At 65.8% G+C, this 21722-nt stretch carries 16 protein-coding genes and 1 tRNA gene; 6 read left to right on the forward strand and 11 right to left on the reverse strand.

Going from position 1 to position 21722, the window contains the following annotated elements; genetic code table 11:
• Window positions 1-106: 106 nt before the first annotated feature.
• The 5 genes from BCR55_RS07785 to BCR55_RS07805 all read right to left on the reverse strand — a co-directional run bounded on the left by BCR55_RS07785 (window position 107) and on the right by BCR55_RS07805 (window position 6704).
• A complete protein-coding gene (locus BCR55_RS07785; RefSeq protein WP_065494411.1) occupies window positions 107-1495 on the reverse strand; it encodes an FAD-dependent oxidoreductase in 1389 nt (462 codons plus the stop codon).
• A 69-nt stretch (window positions 1496-1564) separates the two neighbouring features.
• Entirely contained in the window at window positions 1565-2695 is a 1131-nt protein-coding gene (locus tag BCR55_RS07790; RefSeq protein ID WP_065494412.1) for a 2-aminoethylphosphonate--pyruvate transaminase, read from the reverse strand.
• Window positions 2696-2741: 46 nt separating this feature from the next.
• On the reverse strand, window positions 2742-4469 hold the full coding sequence (locus tag BCR55_RS07795; RefSeq protein ID WP_065494413.1) for a putative 2-aminoethylphosphonate ABC transporter permease subunit: 1728 nt from the start codon (window positions 4467-4469) through the stop codon (window positions 2742-2744).
• On the reverse strand, window positions 4466-5557 hold the full coding sequence (locus tag BCR55_RS07800; protein ID WP_006407233.1) for a putative 2-aminoethylphosphonate ABC transporter ATP-binding protein: 1092 nt from the start codon (window positions 5555-5557) through the stop codon (window positions 4466-4468). The genes BCR55_RS07795 and BCR55_RS07800 overlap by 4 nt, the downstream gene beginning before the upstream one ends.
• 91 nt (window positions 5558-5648) lie before the next feature.
• Window positions 5649-6704 (reverse strand): putative 2-aminoethylphosphonate ABC transporter substrate-binding protein, encoded by a 1056-nt coding sequence (locus BCR55_RS07805; RefSeq protein ID WP_006407232.1) that lies wholly within the window; start codon window positions 6702-6704, stop codon window positions 5649-5651.
• A 209-nt stretch (window positions 6705-6913) separates the two neighbouring features.
• Between BCR55_RS07805 and phnA the strand changes: the two genes are divergently transcribed.
• Both phnA and phnY read left to right on the forward strand, forming a co-directional pair.
• On the forward strand, window positions 6914-8152 hold the full coding sequence (gene phnA, locus BCR55_RS07810) for a phosphonoacetate hydrolase (protein ID WP_059940132.1): 1239 nt from the start codon (window positions 6914-6916) through the stop codon (window positions 8150-8152).
• A gap of 24 nt (window positions 8153-8176) precedes the next feature.
• Window positions 8177-9631, forward strand: a complete 1455-nt coding sequence (gene phnY, locus BCR55_RS07815; protein ID WP_045593739.1) for a phosphonoacetaldehyde dehydrogenase — start codon at window positions 8177-8179, stop codon at window positions 9629-9631.
• 66 nt (window positions 9632-9697) lie between these two features.
• Here the strand turns inward: phnY and BCR55_RS07820 are convergent, their stop codons facing one another.
• The 3 genes from BCR55_RS07820 to BCR55_RS07830 all read right to left on the reverse strand — a co-directional run bounded on the left by BCR55_RS07820 (window position 9698) and on the right by BCR55_RS07830 (window position 13346).
• Window positions 9698-10606, reverse strand: coding sequence for a DUF3592 domain-containing protein (locus BCR55_RS07820; protein ID WP_006407229.1), 909 nt, complete (start codon window positions 10604-10606; stop codon window positions 9698-9700).
• A gap of 414 nt (window positions 10607-11020) precedes the next feature.
• Entirely contained in the window at window positions 11021-11845 is an 825-nt protein-coding gene (locus BCR55_RS07825) for a glycosyltransferase family 2 protein (protein ID WP_006401782.1), read from the reverse strand.
• The gene (locus tag BCR55_RS07830) at window positions 11832-13346 is read right to left on the reverse strand and encodes an O-antigen ligase (RefSeq protein WP_254661821.1); all 1515 of its coding nucleotides are present in this window, start codon (window positions 13344-13346) and stop codon (window positions 11832-11834) included. Before BCR55_RS07830 ends, BCR55_RS07825 begins: the two co-directional genes overlap by 14 nt.
• Before the next feature lie 136 nt (window positions 13347-13482).
• Here BCR55_RS07830 and BCR55_RS07835 point away from each other — a divergent pair, with 136 nt between their 5' ends.
• Window positions 13483-14676, forward strand: coding sequence for a glycosyltransferase family 9 protein (locus BCR55_RS07835; protein ID WP_065494415.1), 1194 nt, complete (start codon window positions 13483-13485; stop codon window positions 14674-14676).
• A 148-nt stretch (window positions 14677-14824) separates the two neighbouring features.
• On the opposite strand, the gene BCR55_RS07840 is transcribed toward BCR55_RS07835, so the two are convergent.
• A tRNA-Lys gene (locus tag BCR55_RS07840) sits at window positions 14825-14900 on the reverse strand.
• 191 nt (window positions 14901-15091) lie between these two features.
• On the opposite strand from BCR55_RS07840, the gene BCR55_RS07845 reads away from it, so the two are divergent.
• Both BCR55_RS07845 and BCR55_RS07850 read left to right on the forward strand, forming a co-directional pair.
• Window positions 15092-15496, forward strand: a complete 405-nt coding sequence (locus BCR55_RS07845; protein WP_012467421.1) for a PaaI family thioesterase — start codon at window positions 15092-15094, stop codon at window positions 15494-15496.
• A gap of 8 nt (window positions 15497-15504) precedes the next feature.
• Window positions 15505-16371, forward strand: a complete 867-nt coding sequence (locus BCR55_RS07850) for a patatin-like phospholipase family protein (RefSeq protein ID WP_065494416.1) — start codon at window positions 15505-15507, stop codon at window positions 16369-16371.
• Between the two features lie 19 nt (window positions 16372-16390).
• Here BCR55_RS07850 and BCR55_RS07855 read toward each other — a convergent pair whose 3' ends face one another.
• Window positions 16391-17404, reverse strand: coding sequence for a D-2-hydroxyacid dehydrogenase family protein (locus BCR55_RS07855; RefSeq protein WP_006401838.1), 1014 nt, complete (start codon window positions 17402-17404; stop codon window positions 16391-16393).
• A 423-nt stretch (window positions 17405-17827) separates the two neighbouring features.
• Between BCR55_RS07855 and BCR55_RS07860 the strand changes: the two genes are divergently transcribed.
• Window positions 17828-18877 carry a LysR family transcriptional regulator gene (locus BCR55_RS07860; protein WP_006401839.1) on the forward strand — a complete coding sequence of 350 codons (1050 nt, stop codon included), beginning with the start codon at window positions 17828-17830 and terminating at the stop codon, window positions 18875-18877.
• Window positions 18878-19023: 146 nt separating this feature from the next.
• On the opposite strand, the gene BCR55_RS07865 is transcribed toward BCR55_RS07860, so the two are convergent.
• Complete coding sequence (locus tag BCR55_RS07865) at window positions 19024-21621, reverse strand: DNA topoisomerase III (RefSeq protein WP_006401840.1); 2598 nt, start codon at window positions 21619-21621, stop codon at window positions 19024-19026.
• Window positions 21622-21722 lie beyond the last annotated feature (101 nt).

Below are 21722 nucleotides of genomic sequence, written 5' to 3' on the forward strand. Positions count from 1 at the left end.
CGGCCGTGCACCGCGCCGCGTACGCAGGTCACGCGGCATGAACAAAGGGACGCCTTTCCGGCGTCCCTTTTTTCATCTGCTGCTGCGGCGGCGCGCGACGCGCGACTCATCCCTTGTCGGCCTTGCCGGCCGCGCTCGCGAACTTCGCGAGCCACGTGTCGACGGCCGCCGGCCGTCGGTTTTCGTCTTCCGCGCGTTCCTTGCGGCGGATCGCATTGCGCACGACATGCGCACCTACGTAGCGCAGCGGCTCCGGCGGGAAGCGGCCGAGCGGCCCTCGCACGAGCGGGCTGCGTGTCCATGCGTTGTCGGCGTCGAGCACGAGCGACGACAGGATCTGCCCGCCCATGTACGTCGGCCCGACGCCGTTGCCGGAATAGCCGAAGCCGTAGTACACGTTCGGCGCGCCGTCGAGCCGGCCGAAGAACGGAAAGCCCGTCACCGAACGGTCGGACGGCCCGTTCCAGCTCGCGGTGATCGGCACGCCGGCGAGCGACGGAAAGAACGCGTGCAGGCTTCGCGTGAGTTCGCTCTCGTACGGCGAGCGGCGATCGAAGACAGGTGCGATCCGGCTGCGCCACGAGAACGTGTTGCCGCCCTTGCCGAGCATCAGCCGGCCGTCGACCGTCGTCCGGTAGTAGTAGACGAAGATCCGCGAGTCGAGCACCGACACGCCGTCGACGAGCCCCGTGCGTTCGAGCAGCTCCGGGCATCGGTCGGTGATCACCATGTCGCTCGAGACGACCGCGATCGTCCGTTCGAACTGCGGGAAACGGCTCGCCATCCATGCGTTGATGGCGAGCACGAGTTTCTTCGCGGTCACGCTGCCGCACGGCGTGCGCACGACCACCGGCTGGCCCGGCGTAAACGCGAGCATCGGCGTGCGTTCGTAGAGGCGGATGCCCATCGCGAGCGCGACGCGGCGCAGGCCGCGCACGAGCTTGCCCGGATGGACGGTCGCCGCGATCGGCGAGTACACGCCGTCCAGATTGCGTGCGGACCCCGAGCGGCGCGCGACCTCGGCCGGCGGCAGCGGCTCGTAGCTGTGGATGCCGCACGCGGCCAGCGCATCGAGCACCGGCGCGAGCGTGCCGATCTGCGCAGGCGAGGTCGCGGTGTAGAGCGTGCCGTCGAGCCGCAGTTCCGCGTCGACCGCATGCTCGCGGCAGAAGTCCGCGATGTGCTGCACGGCCGCTTCCGATGCCTTCACGAGCCGGATCGCCTCGGCCTCGCCGAACAATCGCCGCAACGTCAGGAATTTCGCGGACCACGTGAGCAGGCATCCGCCGTTGCGGCCGCTCGCGCCGGCGCCGCACAGGTCGCTCTCGACGATCGCGATGTCGAGCGCCGGATTCTGCCGCTTCGTCTGGATCGCGGTCCAGAGTCCGGTGAAGCCGCCGCCGACGATGCAGACGTCCGCCTGCGTCGCGCCCTGCAGCGCGGGCGCGAGATCGCCGTCGTTGAACAGCGCTTGTTCGATCCAGAAAGGTCGCATCGAAGGTTCAGCCGGTTGAGTGGAGGGCCGCGCGCGTGCACGGCCCGAACGGTGTCGGTGTGGCATGCATCACGCGGCCGCTTCGGCGGACATGCGCTGCACGCCCATCGCCTTGAGCGTGTCGGCGATCGCGGCGACGGCGCCCGGAATGCCCGCTTCGCCGAAGTGGCCGATGCAGCCGACGCGGAACGTCTCGACCTGCGTGAGCTTGCCCGGATACAGAATGTAGCCGCGCTTTTTGACCTCTTGATAAAAGGTCTTGAAGTCGTACTTCGGATCGTCCGGCGCATGGAACGTGACGATGATCGGCGCCTGGATCGCCGGATCGAGGAATGGGCGGAAGCCGAGCGCGCGCATCCCGTCGATCAGCGCACGATAGTTGCGCTGATAGCGGCCGCCGCGCGCGGCGAGCCCGCCTTCGTCGAGGTATTGCGCGAGCGCCGCGTCGAGTGCCGCGACGACGTGCGTCGGCGGCGTGAAGCGCCACTGCGTCGTGCGCTGCATGTAGACCCACTGGTCGTACAGGTCCATCGCGAGCGAATGGCAGTTGCCTTCGCAACGTTCGAGCGTGCTGCGCTTCACGATCACGAAGCCGATGCCTGGCACGCCTTCGAGGCACTTGCCCGACGCCGCGATCACCGCGTCGAACGGCGTCGTGCGCGCATCGATCTCGATCGCGCCGAACGAACTCATCGCGTCGACGATCAGCCCGCGGCCGTGCTTCGCGACGACCTGCGCGATCTCGTGCAGCGGATTCATCACGCCGGTGCCCGTCTCGCAGTGCACGAGCGCGACGTGCGTGATGCCGGGATCGGCGGCGAGCGCGCGATCGACGTCGGCCGGATCGACGCGGCGGTCTTCGCTGTAGTCGATCGTCGTCAGCCGGCGGCCGAGCACGCGGCAGATCTTCGCGATGCGCTGGCAGTACGCGCCGTTGTTCGGCACCAGCACGTGGCCGTCGCGCGGCACGAGCGTGCCGATCGCCGCTTCGACCGAGAACGTGCCGCTGCCTTGGAGCGGCACGCATTCGTGCGTGTCTTCGCCGTGCACGATCTGCACGAGCCGCGTACGCAGCCGCGCCGTGATCGCGTTGAAGTCGCTGTCCCACGACCCCCAGTCGTGCAGCATCGCGTCGCGCGTGCGCGCGGAGGTCGTCAGAGGGCCGGGCGTGAGCAGGATGGGCTGATCGGCGAGCGTCATGGTTTCTCCTTGAGGAAGTCGGGCATCGGATCGGTGCATCGGGAAATCAGCGGCGATACGGCGTGCGCCAAGCCTGCGTGCGACGCAGCAGCACGTGCGACACGCAGGCAAACAGCAGGCACGCGCACGACGACGTCGCGAGCACGAGCGTCGCCATCGCGGCGGCCGGGCCCATCTGTCCCGCATCGTCGAGGTTCAGGATCGCGACCGACGCGGGCTGCGTCTCCGGCGAGTAGAGGAACGCGACGGCCGATACGGTCGTCATCCCGTTCACGAACAGATAGCGCGCGATCAGCAGGATCGCGGGCAGGCACACCGGCACCGTGACGCGCACGAAGGTCTTGTAGAACGGCACCTTCAGTGATGCCGACACGGCCTCGAATTCGCCGTCGATCTGCCGCAGCGCGGTGACGGCCGTCAGGTGGCTCGATGCGTAGTAGTGGACGACGGTGACGATCGCAAGCAGCCACAGCGTGCCGTACAGCCCGCTCAGCGGATTGCCGGGCGCATTGAACAGGAAGATGTAGCTGATCCCGAGCACGAGCCCCGGCACACCCATCGGCAGGATCGCGCACAGGCTGATGAAGCCGCGCAGCCAGCGCGCGCCGCGCGTCTTCTCGATCAGATAGGCGCCGCCGAACACGACGATCGTGCCGCCGATCGCGACGGTCGCCGCCATCTTCAGGCTGTTCTTGTACGCGTCGAAGATGCCGGCCGCGATGAGTCCCATCCGATAGTGCTGCAGCCCGACGCTCATCTGATACGGCCAGAACTTCACGAACGACGCGAACACCGCGATCCCGACGACCGCGAGGAAGAACGCACAGACGATCGCGCAGTACGCGAACATCGCGAGATCGAAGCCGCGCGACGGTTTCGGCTGATACGGCGTCGAGCGTGCGCCGAGCTGCGACTGCTGGCGGCGGCGGATGAAGTAGTCGACGCCGAACGCGACGAGCGCCGGGCACAGCAGCATCAGGCTCACGACCGCGCTGCGGTTGAAGTCCTGCAGCCCGATGATCAGCTTGTAGATGTCGGTCGACAGCACGTTGTACGATCCCCCGATCACGACCGGCACGCCGAAGTCGTTGATGCACATCGTGAACGACACCATCGTCGCGCTGATGAGCCCGTATTTCGCGCCGGGCAACGTGATCGTGAAGAACTTGCGCGTGCGGCTCGTGCCCATCGCGGCGGCCGCTTCGTACAGGCGCCCGTCCGCGAGCGACAGCGCGGTGACGAGGATCATCAGCACGTGCGGAAACGACGCGTAGACCATGCTGACGACGATTCCCGGCAGCCCGTAGATCGAGTGACCGTGCAGCAGCGGCTTGAGCAGCCCCGCGTTGCCGAACCAGTAGATGAACGACACGGCAGACAGCAGCGTCGGCGCGAGCAGCGGCAGCAGCGCGATCGTGCGCGCGGCATTCTTGAACGGCATACACGAACGCGTGAGCGCATAGGCGAACGTGAACGCCATCGGCACGACGATCGCGGTGACGAGCGCGCCGACCGTCAACGAATGCAGCATCGAGCGCAGCACGGCGCTGTCCTCGAGATACGTGACGAAGTTGTGCAGGCCGACGAAATGGCCGTCCGCATCGACGAAGCATTTATGCACGACGAGCGCGAGCGGCAGCAGCAGGAACAGTGACAGCAGCGCGGCCATCGCGACGAGCGCGAGCTGCGCGACGCGATCGTGCCAGTGCGTGATCTGCCGCACGTCGGCGGGGGCGGTAGCGCCGCGGCGGCGCTCGGCGAGGACGGCGCTCATTGCAGTCGCTCCTGGGCAACGGGGAACACACGGACATGCTCGCGATCGAGCGCGAGATCGACGCGCGCGCCGGCGCACACGCCGGTGCGGTCGACGTCGCGATACGACAGATCGGCGACGATCTCCTGGCCGTCGAGCCCGTCGATCCGGAAGCTCACGCGGCAGAACGCGCCGAGGAACTCGAGTTTCTCGACGCGGCCCGCGAGCACGTTGTCGGCCGCTTCGCCGGCGACGCGGATGCGCAGGTCTTCGGGCCTCACGTACACCGAGACGGCCGCGCCCTGCGCCGGCCGTGCGGCGCCGTGCCGGCAGTCGATGCCGACGCCGCCCGCGCGCAGCGTGCCGTCGTGCGCGACCTCGGCCGGAATCGTATTGACGCGCCCGATGAAATCGGCGACGAACGGCGACGCGGGCTGCCGGTAGATCTCGAGCGGCGTACCGATCTGCTCGATCACGCCCTGGTTCATCACGACGATGCGATCGGCCATCGACAGTGCTTCTTCCTGATCGTGCGTGACCATGATCGTCGTCACGCCGAGCCGCTGCTGCAGCGCGCGAATCTCCTGACGCAGCCGCACACGCACGCGTGCGTCGAGCGCCGAGAGCGGCTCGTCGAGCAGCAGCAGGCCCGGCGACGTCGCGAGCGCGCGTGCGAGCGCGATGCGCTGCTGCTGGCCGCCCGACAGCTGGCCCGGATGCTTGCGATGACTGTCGGGCAGGCCGACGAGCGCGAGCAGCGTATGCACGCGTTCGTGGATCGCGTCGCGCTTCATCTTGCGATTGACGAGCCCGTACGCGACGTTGTCGTAGACGGTGAGGTTCGGAAACAGCGCATACGACTGGAAGACGATCCCGTAGTCGCGCAGCTGCGGCGGCAGCCGCGAGATGTCGCGGCCGTCCTGCATGATGTGGCCGCCGTTCTGCGTCTCGAGGCCCGCGATGATGCGCAGCAGCGTCGTCTTTCCGCAGCCGGACGGCCCGAGGAAGCAGATCATTTCGCCCTTCATCACGCTGAGGTTGATGTCGGACAGGACCTGCGTGTCGTTGTACCGCTTCTCGATGCGTTCTACGCTCAGATAAGGTGCCATGCGCGCCTCCACGCTGCGGCCTGCAGGCCGCGTTCGACGAGGAAAGGGACGCGGGGCGGCGCGCGGCGCGGCCCCGCTGCGGGTCGCGGCGTTACTGCTGCGCTTTTGCTCCGTAGCGCTTCTGCCACGTGTCGAGAATCGACGTGCGGTTCTTCGCGGACCAGACGAAGTCGTTCTTCACGAGCAGATCCGCATAGTTGTCCGGAATGCCGGCAAGCTTGCGCGCGACGCCCGGATACGCGACGATTGCCCACCAGCGCGCGGTGATTTCGTTCGCCTGCTTGCTCGCCATGAAATCGGCGAGCTTTTTCGCGGCGTCGGGCTGCTTCGTCGTCTTCATGATCGCGGTGCCTTCCATGTCCCAGCCGAGCCCTTCTTTCGGGAACACGAGATCGATCGGCGCGCCCTGCGCCTGCAGTTCGTGGCCGCGAAACTCGAACGAGATGCCGACCGGGAACTCGCCGGTGCCCGCGAGCGTGCAGGGCTTCGAGCCTGAGTGCACGTACTGCGCGACGTTCTTGTCGAGCGCGTCCATGAATTTCCAGCCGCGGTCTTCGCCGAACGTCTGCAGCCACGCCGTCACGTCGAGATACCCGGTGCCCGACGACACGGGGCTCGGCATCACGATCGCGCCCTTGTAGACGGGCTTCGTCAGGTCTTCCCACGACGTCGGTTTCGGAATGCCCTTCGCCTGCCCGACCACGCGGTTGTAGCAGATCGTCGCGCCCCAGACGTCCATCCCGACCCAGTGCGGCGGATTGTTCGCGTCGCTGTATTTGCGCGTGAGCTGCTCGAAGCCCTTCGGCGCGTACGGCATCAGCATGCCTTGCAGATCCAGCAGCGTGAGGCTCGACGCGGCGAGCCCGAGCACGACGTCCGCGCGCGGATTGTTCTTTTCGGCGAGCAGCTTCGCGGTGACCGAGCCGGTCGAGTCGCGCACCCAGCGGATCTCGATGTCGGGGTTCGCTTTCTCGAACGCATCCTTGTACGGCTTCATCGCCTCGTCTTCGAGCGCGGTATAGACGAGCAGCGACGTTTTCGCGTGCGCCGCCTGAGCCGCGCCGAGCGCGATCGCCGCGACCAGGGCGCAGCGGGCCGCGCCCGCCGCCCATGCCTTCACACGCTTGCATACCGGCACTTCGTTCATCTCAGACCCCTTGACTGTGACGCCGCGGCACGCGGCGGTTAAGTGAAGACCTGCCCTCTCTTTGTTGTCGGTACTCTGCCTGCTGTTCTTTGCATGTTGTTGACAATCTACAAATCGTCGATTTTAATGTCAAGCATGGAAAACACCTCCTCGGCGCGGCGCGGGCGCCGGCAGCTCAATCGTTGTTCGAACCGAAAGGACTCAATGTCATGACTGAAACGCCTGTTTCCGTGGAAGTGAACGGCCGCCGCTACAAGTGGATGAGTCGTCCGGTCGTGGTCGTGTGCGTCGACGGCTGCGCGTACGAGTATCTGGAGCGGGCCGCCGAGGCCGGTGTCGCGCCGTATCTGCGCACGCTGCTGAAGCCGGGCACGGCGCTGAAGGGCGAATGCGTGGTGCCGAGCTTCACGAACCCGAACAATCTGTCGATCGTGACAGGCGTGCCGCCCGCCGTGCATGGGATAAGCGGCAACTATTTCTACGATCGCGACACCGGCGCCGAGGTGCTGATGAACGACCCGAAGTACCTGGTCGCGCCGACCGTGCTCGCGACGTTCGCGGAGCAGGGCGCGCGCGTCGCGGTCGTCACGGCGAAGGACAAGCTGCGCCGGCTGCTCGGCAAGGGGCTGAAGGGCATCTGCTTTTCGTCGGAGAAGGCCGACGAGGCGAGCCTCGACGAAAACGGCATCGACAACGTGCTCGAACTCGTCGGGCGGCCGGTGCCGAGCGTGTATAGCGCGGAGCTGTCGGAGTTCGTGTTCGCGGCCGGCGTGCGGCTGCTCGAGACGCGGCCGATCGACCTGATGTATCTGTCGACGACCGACTACGTGCAGCACAAGTGCGCGCCCGGCACGCCCGGCGCGAATGCGTTCTATCAGATGATGGATGCGTATCTGAAGCGGCTCGACGAGCTCGGCGCGATCGTCGCGATCACCGCCGATCACGGCATGAACGCGAAGCACGACGGCGAGACGGGCGAGCCGAACGTGATCTATCTGCAGGAGCTGTTCGACGAATGGCTCGGCCACGATGCGGCGCGCGTGATTCTGCCGATTACCGATCCGTACGTCGTGCACCACGGCGCGCTCGGCTCGTTCGCGACCGTCTACGTGCCCGCGTCGGCCGACGTCGACGCGCTGCGCGCGCGGCTCGCTGCCGTCGACGGTATCGAGCTCGTGCTGAGCGGCGCCGAAGGCTGCGCGCGTTTCGAGCTGCCGCCCGACCGGATGGGCGACCTGATCGTGATCTCGGAACAGGACGTCGTGCTCGGCACGCGCCGCATCAAGCACGACCTGTCGGGCCTCGACGTGCCGTTGCGCTCGCACGGCGGACTCTCCGAGCAGATCGTGCCGCTGATCTTCAGCCAGCCGGTGAGTGCCGACGTCGCGGGCCGCGCGCGGCTGCGCAACTTCGACATCATCGACATCGCGCTCAACCATCTGCGCTAAGCCCGCATCGGGAAGGAGACACCCATGAATGCCATTGCAGAATCGACGGCAGCCTGCGACGTTCGTCATGAAGCGCTCCGGATCGATGGCGAGCGCATTCGTCGCGACGCGACGATCGACGTGCGCAACCCCTACGACGGCACGCTCGTCGGCACGGTGCCGAAAGCGACGCTCGACGACGTGCGGCGCGCGTTCGCGGTGGCGCGCGCGTATCGGCCGACGCTCACGCGCCACGAACGCGCGGCGATCCTGCGTCGCGCGGCCGACATCGTGCGTGCGCGCACGGCAGAGATCGCCGCGCTGATCACGGCGGAAGCGGGCTTGTGCATCAAGGATTCGACCTACGAAGCGGGGCGCGTGGCCGACGTGCTGACGTTCGGCGCCGGCGAAGTGCTGAAGGACGACGGGCAGATCTTCTCGTGCGATCTGACGCCGCACGGCAAGAAGCGCCGCGTGTACACGCAGCGCGAGCCGCTGCTCGGCGCGATTTCGGCGATCACGCCGTTCAACCATCCGATGAACCAGGTCGCGCACAAGGTCGTGCCCTCGATCGCGACGAACAACCGGATCGTCGTGAAGCCGTCGGAGAAGGTGCCGCTGTCGTGCTACCTGTTTGCGGACATCCTCTATGAAGCGGGCCTGCCGCCGCAGATGCTGCAGGTGATCACCGGCGACCCGAACGAGATCGCGGACGAGCTTGTGACGAATCCGGCGATCGATCTGATCACGTTCACGGGCGGCGTGTCGATCGGCAAGTCGATCGCATCGCGCATGGGCTACCGGCGCGCCGTGCTCGAGCTCGGCGGCAACGATCCGATCATCGTGATGGAAGATGCCGACCTCGACGAAGCGAGCACGCTTGCGGTGTCGGGCTCGTACAAGAATTCCGGGCAGCGCTGCACCGCGATCAAGCGGATGCTCGTGCACGAGGCGGTGGCCGATCGCTTCACCGAGCTCGTCGTCGAGAAAACGCGCGCGTGGTCGTACGGCAATCCGGCCGATCCGTCGAACGACATGGGCACGGTCATCGACGAGGCGGCCGCGATGTTCTGCGAGTCGCGCGTAAACGATGCGATCGCGCGCGGCGCGCGGCTGCTGGTCGGCAATGTACGCGACGGCGCGCTCTATTCGCCGACGGTCGTCGATCGCGTAACGCCCGACATGCCGCTCGTGAAGTACGAAACGTTCGGGCCCGTGTCGCCGATCATGCGCTTTCGCGACATCGACGAAGCGATCCGGATGTCGAACAGCACCGACTATGCGTTGTCGTCGTCGATCTGCACGAACCGCTTCGACTACATCACGCGTTTCATCACCGAACTCGAGGTGGGCAGCGTGAACGTGCGCGAGGTGCCGGGCTACCGGCTCGAACTGACGCCGTTCGGCGGCGTGAAGGATTCGGGGCTCGGCTACAAGGAGGGCGTGCAGGAGGCGATGAAGAGCTTCACGAATACGAAGACGTATTCGCTGCCGTGGTAGGCAGGCGCGATGCGCGCGGGCCGTCGCCGGATGTCGGCGGACGGCGCGCGCGATCGCACGAAGAAGTCAGTGCGCGCGCTCGTACGGCGGCTGACCGGGCCATAGCGTCGCGGCGACGAACAGGCCGGCCGCGAGGAACGGCGCGCCGATCGCGAACAGGATCGCGGTGATGCCCCAGCGATCCCAGAAGCGGTCGACGATCGCGCGTTCCGGCATCACGGGGTCGTACAGCACGGTGACGGCTTCGCCCGCCTGCAGACGCGAATGTGCGACGGGCGTGCGCTGCCGGAACGTGATCCGCCGGCCGCCGTCGGCCGTGAACGCGACGAGCGCCGCACAGCGCGACGAGGCTGATGCGCCGTGCGCTGCGTGCGTGTTGTCCGCAAACGCGATGACGCGCCCCGTCGCATACGCGTAATGGCGCACGGTCTGCCACTGACGCAGGCCAGTCGCGCCCGCGCCGGCGAGGAAGCCGGTGCCGATCGCGATCGGAATCAGGACGACCGCGACGTCCCAGCGCTGCAGCGCGCGTTGGCGCGCAGCGGCGCCCGGCATCGTGTCGCGTGCCGCGTGGCGGCGCGCGTTGACGTACAGCAGGCTGCCGATCGCAAACGACGCGACCGCGAGCAGCGCCGCGGCGCAGGCCGGAAACCAGCGCTGCGCGAAGTCGTCGATCGTGGCGGGGCGGTTCGGATGGGCGGGATCGAGCAGCACGTCGACGTGCTCGCCGATATCGTAGGCGGGGACGATCGATGCGGTGCTGCCGGCGATCTCGCGACGCTCGCCGTTGTCCGCGACGTACGCGACGATCGGCCGATACGCGCGCATCGCGTCGCTGTCCTGGACGATGCGCACGACCGTGCCCGGCATGCGGATCAGATGGCCGGTCGCGTGGCCGGCCGTGACGGCAAGGATGGCTGCCGCAACGAGCAGCGCGATGCCGAGTGCGAGCGCGATCCGCGCGTTAAGCGGCATGACCGGATCCGGTTCGCGCAATGCAGGGCGGAGGGCGGTGCGGGCGACCGAGTCGCGCGCGCCGACGGACAGCCCGATCTCGGCGCCACCGTACCGCCCGAATGGTCGCGTCCCGCTCACATGTTCCCATGTCTGACGTCCCATGTTCTCTCAGTGCCGACGCGGGAACGGCAAGGCCCGCGCCGATCGTGTGATTATTTGTCGGAGGATTCTAGCGGAAACGGCGCGGGAAATGCGTTCGGTGGCTTACCGACGTGCCCTATCGAGGCGGCGATGCAAAAAAAGGGGGCCAACGGAGGGATGCCGATCGTCGGCGTGCTGCGCGGTACAGGAGGTGGGAGGGCGTGCTGCGGCGGAGCGGACGAGCCGCGGGTCAGCCGCAGCAACACGCCTTCGGAGGGACAGCGAGCGGCGTCAAAGCCAGTGATAGTCGCCGCCCTCGCGCTTGCCGTGCAAGGTCATGCCGTAGCGCGCCAGTTCCGCCTCGCGCCACGCGTTCAGCATCCGGTTGCGCTTGAGCTTGTTCATCTTGCGCGTCAGCCAGCTCTGATTCAACAGCCGATAGTTCTTTCGGTTGGCGAGACCTTGCTTGCTCGACAGCCCGCGCTCCTGCTTCATCGCGGTCTGCGTGATCGAGCCGTAGTGGTGCAGCCACGCCGCACCGGTGATCGCAGTGCGAATGCCGACCTTGTCGAGCTCGCTGAAAAACAGCGTGTCCTCATAGCCGAGCAGCTTCGGTACGGGCTGGAAGTAGCCGACCTCATGCCATACGCTTCGATGCACGGCGAGACAGACGGCATGGCGAGTGCCGACGCGAAGGGTGTCGCGCATGCGGTCGCTCCACACGAGCGACTGGTCGTCGAAATCGTAGTCGAGCGGCCCCTCGACCAAGGCCGGCGACGCGACCTTCAGGTTGTGTTTCTCCGCCGCATGGATCAGTCGTTCGATCCACTCCGCGGATACCAGCACGTCATTGTTCATGACGACGGTCCACTCGGCCTGTTGATGCAGTGCGCCCTGGTTCCATGCGATCCCGCACCCGAGATTCTCGGCATTGTGGATGACGCCGCCGAGCGGCAGGCTCTTCAGATACTCGAGCGTATCGTCGCTCGACGCGTTATCGACGGCGACGACGCGATCGAGCGGCGTGCCATGTTTCAGCATGCTGTCGATGCACTTCTTCGTATATTCGACCTGGTTGTAGCAGGCGAACGTAATCGAGTATTTATTCTTTTCCATAGCGAATGATCGAGGCACCGCACAACGCTGCGATGAAAATCGCACTGAAGCTGGCCGTAAATTTGAGGTTGAACACCTCGGTCGTCATGCCGCTCACAATCTGGCAGATCATGAACACGAGGCCCATCGTGCCATTGGCGACGCGATCGCGGTCGGGCGAGCGGATGGCCCGCACGAAAATGACCATCGGTACGATGAACAAGGCGAGCGTCGACAGGATCCCCCAGATGCCGGAGCGTACCGCATTCGTCATCAGCTCGTTGTGAAAGCCCGCATGCAGGGCGAAGCTGCGCGCATACGGAGAAGCGAATGCCGCGAGTTCGGGCGCCTTCAGCGCCGACTCGAAACCCGTGTCTCCGAGTCCGCCGAGCGGATGCGTCGCCGCGAGATAGGTGCCAATGCGCAGGAAGGTGATGCGCAGCCCCGCGGACGTGTCGGGCGCAATGCCCGAAAAGTGGTAGCTCGCGTAGTCTTGCTGCGCGGCGTCGATGCGGGCGCGGACCGTCTGCGAGAACTCGTAGCTGGAAACCAGTAGCACGGCCACGACGCCGAGTGCCAACGCGACGTTGCGTGCGCGCAATTGGCGATGCCGCGGCAGCGCGAGATAGGCGATCACGATCGGCATCGCCAGCCAGCCGGTGCGGCTGCCCGAGCGAATCGACAGATAGAACCCGAGCGCGGCAGCCGCGCACTTGAACGCGATCAGCGGCGGGCGGTCCTTGCCGAACAGATTGATCGACGCGAGGCTCATCAGTCCGAGCGTCATCATGTATTGACCGAACGTCAGCGGATCCGCGAAGTACGTCGCCATCCGGTCGCCGTCCCAGAAATGGGGGCCTTCGAAGAAGTGGAGCTGCACGAACGTGACGACCAGCCCGAGCGGAATCGTGTACTGCAGCCACCGGCCGACGCTGAACCGATAGTGCACGACCAGCAGCAGAATCGGGATCGCGGCGGCGAAGCGGGACGGGCTGTCGAACATCGGTGCGGCGAATTTGCCGCGGAAAGCCGAGCTGATCAGGATCGATGCGACCGGAAGCAGCAGCACGATCGCCATGCGCATCGTGGCCGGCCGTTCCGCGACTGCGACGAAGGGCGATGCGCGTCGCTGCGCCAAGGCAACGGCGGCACAGAGCGCCGCGACAAACAGGACCGCGCTGCTCCAGCCACGAATGGTGACGAGGAACAGCGGGGCGGCTGCAATCACGATGTAGGCTGCGACGGCTGCGAGCGGCGGGCGTTCATCACGACTGGGTAGCCGGGCGGGGGACGACAAGCAATCACGCCTCAACACGGGCTCCGGAAGAAATCTGAAATTGAGATTGGCTTGGTGACCGCCCCGTCGACGTAGGCAAGCGCGATCCTTGCCGGCAAGCGGCGAACCGCGCCGTTGGCTGCATGCGCCACCTCGATGGCGTTGCCTATCGCAGGCGATGGCGGGCGCGATGCGGCGCGGATACGGCAAATGGTCGATTGGATTGACTGCGCCATCCGGCGACATGGCGTGCGAGACGTTACTTTAGAAGCTGCCGCCGGTCAAGAATGCGGGTTCGGTGTCGCGAGCCCCTATAATGGAGCGTTCGCGGCGGGCGCCATGGTGCACGTGCATCGACATTCGTCCCGGGGAAAGGCCGTCGATGCCGTTCCGTCACGAGAAACGGCGCGATATGTCGGCAACGGCGCGGGCACGGCCGACGAAAATGACAACGATACCAACCATGTTTCGATTGATCGACCATTGTGTCGCACGCTCTACGTCGATTCCTTACGAATCGGTGCCTCATGATCCGGCGCGCTATCTCGCGCAGGCCTCGAAGTTGACCGTCGCGAAAAAATATCTTCACCGCCGATGGTCGCTCGCGCTGGGTGGGCAGACGGCGCTTTATCGCGACACGTTGCCGAACAATGCGCGGATTTTGTGGCTGTACACCGGCAAGGCGAATTTCGGCGACGCGACCATGGACATGGCCGGCCGAAGCCTGCTGCGCGGCACGGGCGTGAAGGCGGATCTGCTGACGCTGCCGAAACTGCGCCCGCTGTTCGAGGAAGACGATGTTTTCGCGAATGTGTTCGACCGCGTGGAAGACGCGCTGGCGCGCGACTACGATGCGGTGCTGCTGAACGAATTCAATCTGCCGTCGATCCGATTGAAGCGCAAGCATTTCAGGCACCTGCCGTTCGCGTGCCTGTTCGGCTACTTCTACGGTCCGGATCGCAATCAGACGCAGTTCAGCTTTGCTGCGATCAACGACGTATTCGGACTCGGTCTGACGCCCGCGCGGCTGCACGCGCTCGCGCAGCCCTACCTCGGTTGCAGCGATCCGACGGAACGCAGCGTCGACGCGCTCGTGCCCGAAACGCCGTATCTGTGCATCGCGGTCGGCGGCATCGAGCCAAGACGCACCTACGACCGCTGGCCCGAGTTGTTGTGCGCATTGGACGCGGCGGACGATCTCGACGTGCCGCCGTCCGTCTTGCTGCTCGGCTCGGACAACGGGCGCGATGCCGCGGACGCAATCGGCCGACAGACCTATGCGCGCTTTACCGTGCGCTCTCTGGTGGGGAAGCTGAGCCTGCTGCAATCGCGCGCGGTCATCGCGCGCAGCGCAGGATTCGTGGGGTGCGATGGCGGGCTGATGCATGTCGCACACACCACCGATGCCGGCTCGGTCACGCTGTTTGCGCACGCGGAGCCCATGCACTTGCGACTCACGCCGCGCTGCAAGTCGATCGGTATCCAGAGCAGCGGTGCGGTCAGCGATATCGACGTCGGCACCGTTGTGTCAGCGTTACGGACGAAGCTGGGAACGGTGGCTGACTACGTCGTGTGACATCGTTGCGGAAGCAAGGGATTCGGGGAAGTGTCGAGCACTGAGGCTGCGCCGCGATTCGAACTTGCCCGACGCGGCCATCGCGGTGTGCGGTGCTACACAGACGAAAAAGGCCGGTCAGCTTGCGCTGACCGGCCTTTGAAATTCCTGGTGGGGCGTGAGTGACTCGAACACTCGACCTACGGATTAAGAGTCCGCTGCTCTACCAACTGAGCTAACGCCCCCCGACAGAAGCGAAATTATGCATGGCTTTTCGGGACATGGCAAGCCCTTTCTGCATATTTCGCGAAAATATTTCGTCACGACAACGCGACCTGACGGCGGGATAACGAGCCATCGCAGTTTCCGTGCTCCCGGTATGATGACGTCCAACCTGTTGCGCGGCGGTCGCGCAACGTTTTCTGGACATTCGAAGATGGACGAGAACGCAGTCCGCGAATTGCTCGATCGCCTGCTGGCCCCGTGGGTCCGCTCGCTCGATCTGGTCCCCGTATCGATCGGCGACGACAGCGTCACGCTGCGCCTGCCGTTTTCCGGCGAATTCCGCCATTCGGGCGGCGTGATCTGCGGTCAGGTATTCACGGCCGCCGCCGACACCGCGATGGTCGTCGCCATCTCGGCCGCGCTCGGCGAGTTCCGGCCGATGACGACCGTCTCGCTGAACACGAACTTCATGCGTCCGGTGCGCAAGGGCGACGTGCTTGTGACCGCGCGCGTGCTGCGAATGGGCCGCAACCTCGTGTTCGGCGAAGTCGAACTGTTCGACGAGGACGGCAAGATGGCCGTCCACGCGACGTCGACCTACGCGCTGACGAGCTGAGCGGCGCGATGTTCGACCAGATCGTTTTCGCGGGCGGCGGCAATCGCTGCTGGTGGCAGGCCGGTTTCTGGGACGTCGCGCAGCCGGCGCTCGGCCTGCGCCCGCGTGTGATCGCCGGCATTTCGGCCGGCGCGGCGACGGCCTGCATGCTGTACACGCGCGATGCCGCGTGGGTGATGCGCTATTACGAAGAGGCGCTGCGCGAGAACCGGAAGAACGTGTACTGGCGCAATCTGTTCGGCCGCGAGCCGATGTTTCCGCACTACCGGATCTACCGGCAGGCGCTGCTCGACATCTACGGCGAGCCGTTCGCGCAGCTCGCGAGCGCGCCGGAGATCCGTATCGGCGTGTCGCACGTGCCGCGCTGGCTCGGCGCGCGCAGCGCCGTGGCCGCGGGCCTCGTCGCGTACAACATCGAAAAGTACCTGCGCAAGACGCTGCATCCGACGCTCGGCCGCACACTGGGCTTTCGTCCCGAATTCGTGCGCGCGCAGGATTGCGCGCACGTCGACGAACTGGCCGACCTGATCCTGCAGTCGTCGTGTACGCCGCCGTTTACGCCGGTGCTGCGGCGCGGCGGCCGGCCGGTGCTCGACGGCGGGATGGTGGACAACGTGCCGGTCAGCGCGCTCGACGCCTCGCCGGGCGACGTGCTGGTGCTCGTCACGCGGCGGTATCCGCGTCCGCAGATGTTTACGGTCGCGCACGGCGATCAGCGTCGGCTGTACGTGCAGCCGTCGACGAAGGTGCCGATTTCCAGCTGGGATTACACGAGCCCGTCGCAGATGCAGCACGCATACGATCTCGGGCGCCGCGACGGCGAACATTTCCTCGCGCGCGTCGGCGCGATGACGGACGGCCGCGTCGCCGCGTGAAGCGGCGCGCGGCGTGTGATCAGCGCTTGCGGACCGGCAGCAGCGCTTCGGGGTTGACGACGCTCGACGTGTCGCCCTGGTCGAACGCGAGGATGTTCTTGAACGCGGCGCTGAAATACAGCTCGTAGCTTTCGCGTTCGACGTAGCCGATGTGCGGCGTGCAGATCACGTTTTCCATCCGCAGCAAGCTGTAGCCCTGCAGGATCGGCTCGCTTTCGTACACGTCGATCGCGACCATCCCCGGCCGGTTGTGCGACAGCGCGTTGACGAGCGCGTTTTCCTCGAGCAGTTCCGCGCGGCTCGTGTTGACGAGCAGCGACGTCGGCTTCATCCGCATCAAGTCTTCCTGCTTGACGATCCCGCGCGTGTCGTCATGCAGCCGCAGGTGCAGCGACAGCACGTCGCTCTGCTCGAACAGCGCTTCGCGGCTCTCGGCGGCGGTGTAGCCGTCCGCGCGCGCGGCCTCGAGCGAATGTTCGCGGCCCCAGATCATCACGTTCATCCCGAACGCCTTGCCGTAGCCGGCAACGAGCCGGCCGATCTTGCCGTAACCCCAGATGCCGAGCGTCTGCCCGCGCAGCACCTGGCCGAGACCGAAGTTCGGCGGCAGCGCCGACGTCTTCAGCCCCGACTGCTGCCACGCGCCCTGCTTCAGGTTCGCGACGTATTGCGGAATGCGGCGCTGCGCAGCCATCACGAGCGCCCACGTCAGTTCGGCCGGCGCGATCGGCGAGCCGGTGCCTTCGAGCACCGCGATCCCGCGGTCGGTACACGCGTCGAGATCGATATGGCTCGAAATACGGCCGGTCTGGCTGATCATGCGCAGATTCGGCAATTTGGCAAGCAGTTGCGACGAGATCGGTGTGCGTTCGCGAATCAGCACGAGCGCCTCGACTTCCGCGAGGCGGCTCGCGAGTTGCCCCAGCCCGCGCACCGTGTTGTTGAAGACCTTCACGTCGTGGTCGGCGAGCATCTCGAAGCAGTTCAGCTTGCGGACGGCGTCCTGGTAGTCGTCGAGGATGGCAATTTTCATGGTGAGCGGGGTGGTGTTGCGCGTTGAATCCGGCAGCGGCGGCGCACAGCGCGCCTGTCCCGCGCGGCCGGGGCCGACATGATGCTACGCCGGCCGCGCCCGTGGGGCCTTTTTAACAGGTTGTTACGCTCCGCCGCAATCGGCCGCGGCCGTCCCGGCGCCGCGCAACGTCGACCGCCGGGGTGCGATGTTGTGTCGCATCAAATACGTCCTTCCTGATTCGGCCGCCTGGCGGACGAGATTCACCCAATTGTTGCTCCAACCAGAATAATTGGATCAATTATCCGCGCACACCAAGGATGTTTGATGGTTTTTATCTCGATTCGCGGACGCGATAGGCAACTCTGCATCTTTTCCGCTGTCGTAGGAGAATTACGCATTTGCTTCAACTTTTTGAAGTTGTAACAGCGGCAGGAGTCGTTTATGGATCATTTGCAGTCGATGCGCGTGTTCGTCAAGGTTGCGGATCTCGGCAGTTTCGCGCGGGCCGCGAGTGCAATGGATATCTCGAACGCAGTCGCGACGCGCCATGTCGCCGATCTCGAAGGCCGGCTCGGCACGCGGCTGCTGAATCGCACGACGCGCAGCCTTTCGCTGACGGAATCGGGGCAGGTCTATCTGGAGCGTGCGCGCCAGATTCTGGACGAGCTCGAAGACGTCGAGCAGATGGTCGTCGCGCGCAATCACGAGCCGGTCGGCACGCTGCGCATCGTCGCGCCCGTCGTGTTCGGCCTGCATAACCTCGCACCGGTGCTGCAGTCGTACACCGAGCAGTTCCCGAAAGTGGTGCCGGATCTGACGCTCGTCGATCGGCAGGTCGACCTCGTCGAGGAAGGCTTCGACGTCGGCATCGTCGTGACGCGACAGATGCGCAGCGCGAGCATCGTCACGCGGCGTCTGACCACGGGCTGCATGACGGTATGCGCGACGCCGAGCTATCTGGAAAAGCACGGCGTGCCGACGCATCCGGAGCAGCTCGCCGAGCATCCGAGCCTGAGTCTGCCGACCGAATACTGGGGCGACGAGCGCGTGTTTACCGGGCCGGATGGCGAAGTGCGCGTGCGTCCGACCAACGTGATCGTCGCGAACAACACCGCGATGCTGCGGCAGTTCGCGCTGCTCGGGATGGGCGTTGCGATCCTGCCGAGCTACCTGATCGGCGGCGACATCGCGCGCGGTGCGCTGGTGCGGCTGCTGCCCGATTTCAAGCTGCCGCAGGTCGAGATCAACATCGCCTATCCGAGCCGGCGCCATCTGCCGGCGAAGGTGCGCACGTTCATCGATCACCTCGTCGAGTACTTCAGCAAGTCGACCGACGCGACGATGGGCGAGCAGTGGGCCGCGCAGGGCGCGACGCTCCCGCCGATCGGCGTCGAAACGCGTGCGGAGCAGCCGGAACCGGCGGATCCGAACCTGTCGCCGCGGCTGCCGCGCGCAGGCCGTCAGCGCGTCTCGGCGCCGTCGCCGCTGTAACGGCGACGCGCGGGCGCCCGAACGGAGGCGCCAAAAAGAAAACGCGGATCGAGCGATCGATCCGCGTTTTTTGTTTGGCCGACGGCCCGACGGGCCGGCGGGCTGGCGAGCCGCCGCGACGCACGCGCGACTCGCGGCGGCGCTCGTTACGAGCCCGTCTTGCGCGTTGTCGTCTTGCGTGCGGCGGTCTTGCGTGCCGGCGCCGGCTTCTCGTCGGCGCCTTCGGTGACGGTCTCCGCGTCCTTCGTCGCCGATTTCGCCGTCTTCTTCGCGGCGGCCGCCTTCGGCTCCTTCTTCTCGAACTCGAAGCCGATCTTGCCGTCCGGCTGCTTCACGAGGTACGCCTTGAAGTTGCGGCCCGTGCGCGACGACTTGAAGTTCGGCAGCAGATCGGTGCGGCCGTCCGCAAGCAGCTTGGCCATCTGCTCGCGCGTGATTTCCTGCTGCAGGATCACCTTGCCGGAGCGGAAGTCGCACGTCTTCGGGTTCGCGACCGAGTGCTCGCAGACGTAGCTCATCCCGTGCTCGAACACGCGGCCCTTGCACTTCGGGCACGTGCCGACCGGCTCCTGCGCGGAGAAGTCGGGCGCTTCGCCTTCGTCGCCGCCCTGATCCTGCCCGAAATCGAACTCGAGCTTGTAGTTCTTGATTTCGTCGTCGAACGTCAGCTTCAGGATCGCCGAGAACGGACGGCCCATCTTGCTGCGGAAGCCCGACAGCGGACCGATCTCCTTCTTCTGCAGCAGCTCCTCGACTTCGGCGATCTCGAACTGCCGGCTGCCCGGAATCTTCGAGATCGAGAAGTCGCACTTCGTGCACGCGAAGCGCCGGTAGTTCTCCTTCACCTGGCCGCCGCAGTTCGGGCAGGGCGTTTCGAGCGTCGCGTAATCGCCGGGAATCGTGTCGGAATCGTATTCCTTCGCGCGCTTGACGATCTGCTGCGTCATGCGCGCGATTTCCTGCATGAATGCGTCGCGTCCGAGGTTGCCGCGCTCCATCTGCGACAGCTTGTATTCCCATTCGCCCGTGAGCTCGGGTGCGGTCAGTTCCTTCACGCCGAGCCCGCGCAGCAGCGTCATCAGCTGGAATGCCTTCGCGGTCGGGATCAGTTCGCGGCCTTCGCGCACGAGATATTTCTCGCCGAGCAGGCCTTCGATGATCGCCGCCCGCGTGGCCGGCGTACCGAGGCCCTTCGCGGCCATGGCCTCGCGCAGTTCGTCGTCCTCGACGAGCTTGCCCGCGCCTTCCATCGCCGACAGCAGCGTCGCTTCCGAGTAGCGTGCGGGCGGCTTCGTGACGAGCGCGACGGCGGCGATCTCGTCCGTCTTCACCTTCTCGTCCTTCTGCACCTGCACGAGGTTCGCGTCGGCGCCTTCGGCGTCGCGGCCGTAGACCTGCAGCCAGCCCGGCTCGACGAGCACCTTGCCTTCGGTCTTGAAGTGATGGCCGGCGACTTCGGTGATGCGTGTCGTCACGCGGTATTCGGCGGCCGGGAAGAACACGGCGAGGAAGCGCTTCACGACCATGTCGTACAGCTTCTGCTCGGGCTCGGACAGCGATTTCGGCGCCTGCAGCGTCGGGATGATCGCGAAGTGATCGCTGATCTTCGAGTTGTCGAAGATCCGCTTGTTCGGCTTGACCCAGCCCTTGTCGAGCACCTGCTTCGCGTGCGGCAGGTAGTTGTGGCTCTCCTTGAGCATCTCGAGCGTCGACTTCACCGTGCCGATATAGTCCTCCGGCAGGGCGCGCGCGTCGGTACGCGGGTAGGTCAGCACCTTGTGCTTTTCATACAGCGCCTGCGCGAGGCCCAGCGTGTTCTTCGCGGAGAAGCCGAAACGGCTGTTCGCTTCGCGCTGCAGGCTCGTCAGGTCGAACAGCAGCGGCGACAGCTGCGTCGACGGCTTCGATTCCTCGCTGACCGTGCCGACCTGGTCGCGACACGCGGCGACGATCGTCTCGGCAGCCGGCAGGCTCCAGAGCCGCGAATCGCGCTTCTCGGGATCGAACTCGTCGCGCTTGAATTTAGGGTCGAACCACTTGCCTTCGTAGAAGCCGGCCGCGCACGCGAATTCCGCCTTCACTTCCCAGTAGTCGCGCGGGACGAAACGGCGGATTTTCTCTTCGCGTTCGACGACGATCGACAAGGTCGGCGTCTGCACGCGCCCGACGGTCGTCAGGAAGAAGCCGCCGCCCTTGCTGTTGAAGGCCGTCATCGCCCGCGTGCCGTTGATGCCGACGAGCCAGTCGGCTTCGGAGCGGCAGCGCGCGGCGTCGGCGAGCGGCTGCATGTCGGCGTCGCTGCGCAGGTGCGCGAAACCGTCGCGGATCGCCTGCGGCGTCATCGACTGCAGCCACAGGCGCTGGACCGGCTGCTTCGCCTTCGCGTGCTGCACGATCAGGCGGAAAATCAGCTCGCCCTCGCGCCCCGCGTCGCATGCGTTGATCAGGCGATCGACGTCCTTGCGCTTCATCAGCTTCGTCAGCACTTTCAGGCGCGACTCGCTTTTCGCGATCGGGTTGAGGTCGAAATGCGGGGGGATGACGGGCAGATGCGCGAAGCTCCATTTCCCGCGCTTGACCTCGTACTCTTCCGGAGCGGCGATTTCCAGCAGGTGGCCGACAGCGGACGAAAGCACGTATTCGTCGCTTTCGAAGTATTCGTCATGCTTGGTAAAGCCGCCCAAAGCGCGCGCGATGTCGTTCGCGACAGAAGGCTTTTCCGCAATGATCAGTGCTTTGGACATGACAGATGTGTGTTGGTAGACCGGGTTCGCCGGTGTGGGTCCCTTTTACGACGGCTTTATAGCACACGCCGCCGCGACGGCGGCCGGACGTGTAAAAAGCG

The organism is Burkholderia sp. CCA53 (genome assembly GCF_001685525.1).
GTDB classification, from domain to species: Bacteria; Pseudomonadota; Gammaproteobacteria; order Burkholderiales; family Burkholderiaceae; genus Burkholderia; species Burkholderia multivorans.

Coding starts and splice junctions, on each gene's coding strand:
- BCR55_RS07785 (WP_065494411.1), bottom strand. CDS start 1,495: ATGCGACCTTTCTGGATCGAACAAGCGCTGTTCAACGACGGCGATCTC.
- BCR55_RS07790 (WP_065494412.1), bottom strand. CDS start 2,695: ATGACGCTCGCCGATCAGCCCATCCTGCTCACGCCCGGCCCTCTGACG.
- BCR55_RS07795 (WP_065494413.1), bottom strand. CDS start 4,469: ATGAGCGCCGTCCTCGCCGAGCGCCGCCGCGGCGCTACCGCCCCCGCC.
- BCR55_RS07800 (WP_006407233.1), bottom strand. CDS start 5,557: ATGGCACCTTATCTGAGCGTAGAACGCATCGAGAAGCGGTACAACGAC.
- BCR55_RS07805 (WP_006407232.1), bottom strand. CDS start 6,704: ATGAACGAAGTGCCGGTATGCAAGCGTGTGAAGGCATGGGCGGCGGGC.
- phnA (WP_059940132.1), top strand. CDS start 6,914: ATGACTGAAACGCCTGTTTCCGTGGAAGTGAACGGCCGCCGCTACAAG.
- phnY (WP_045593739.1), top strand. CDS start 8,177: ATGAATGCCATTGCAGAATCGACGGCAGCCTGCGACGTTCGTCATGAA.
- BCR55_RS07820 (WP_006407229.1), bottom strand. CDS start 10,606: ATGCCGCTTAACGCGCGGATCGCGCTCGCACTCGGCATCGCGCTGCTC.
- BCR55_RS07825 (WP_006401782.1), bottom strand. CDS start 11,845: ATGGAAAAGAATAAATACTCGATTACGTTCGCCTGCTACAACCAGGTC.
- BCR55_RS07830 (WP_254661821.1), bottom strand. CDS start 13,346: ATGTCGCCGGATGGCGCAGTCAATCCAATCGACCATTTGCCGTATCCG.
- BCR55_RS07835 (WP_065494415.1), top strand. CDS start 13,483: ATGCCGTTCCGTCACGAGAAACGGCGCGATATGTCGGCAACGGCGCGG.
- BCR55_RS07845 (WP_012467421.1), top strand. CDS start 15,092: ATGGACGAGAACGCAGTCCGCGAATTGCTCGATCGCCTGCTGGCCCCG.
- BCR55_RS07850 (WP_065494416.1), top strand. CDS start 15,505: ATGTTCGACCAGATCGTTTTCGCGGGCGGCGGCAATCGCTGCTGGTGG.
- BCR55_RS07855 (WP_006401838.1), bottom strand. CDS start 17,404: ATGAAAATTGCCATCCTCGACGACTACCAGGACGCCGTCCGCAAGCTG.
- BCR55_RS07860 (WP_006401839.1), top strand. CDS start 17,828: ATGGATCATTTGCAGTCGATGCGCGTGTTCGTCAAGGTTGCGGATCTC.
- BCR55_RS07865 (WP_006401840.1), bottom strand. CDS start 21,621: ATGTCCAAAGCACTGATCATTGCGGAAAAGCCTTCTGTCGCGAACGAC.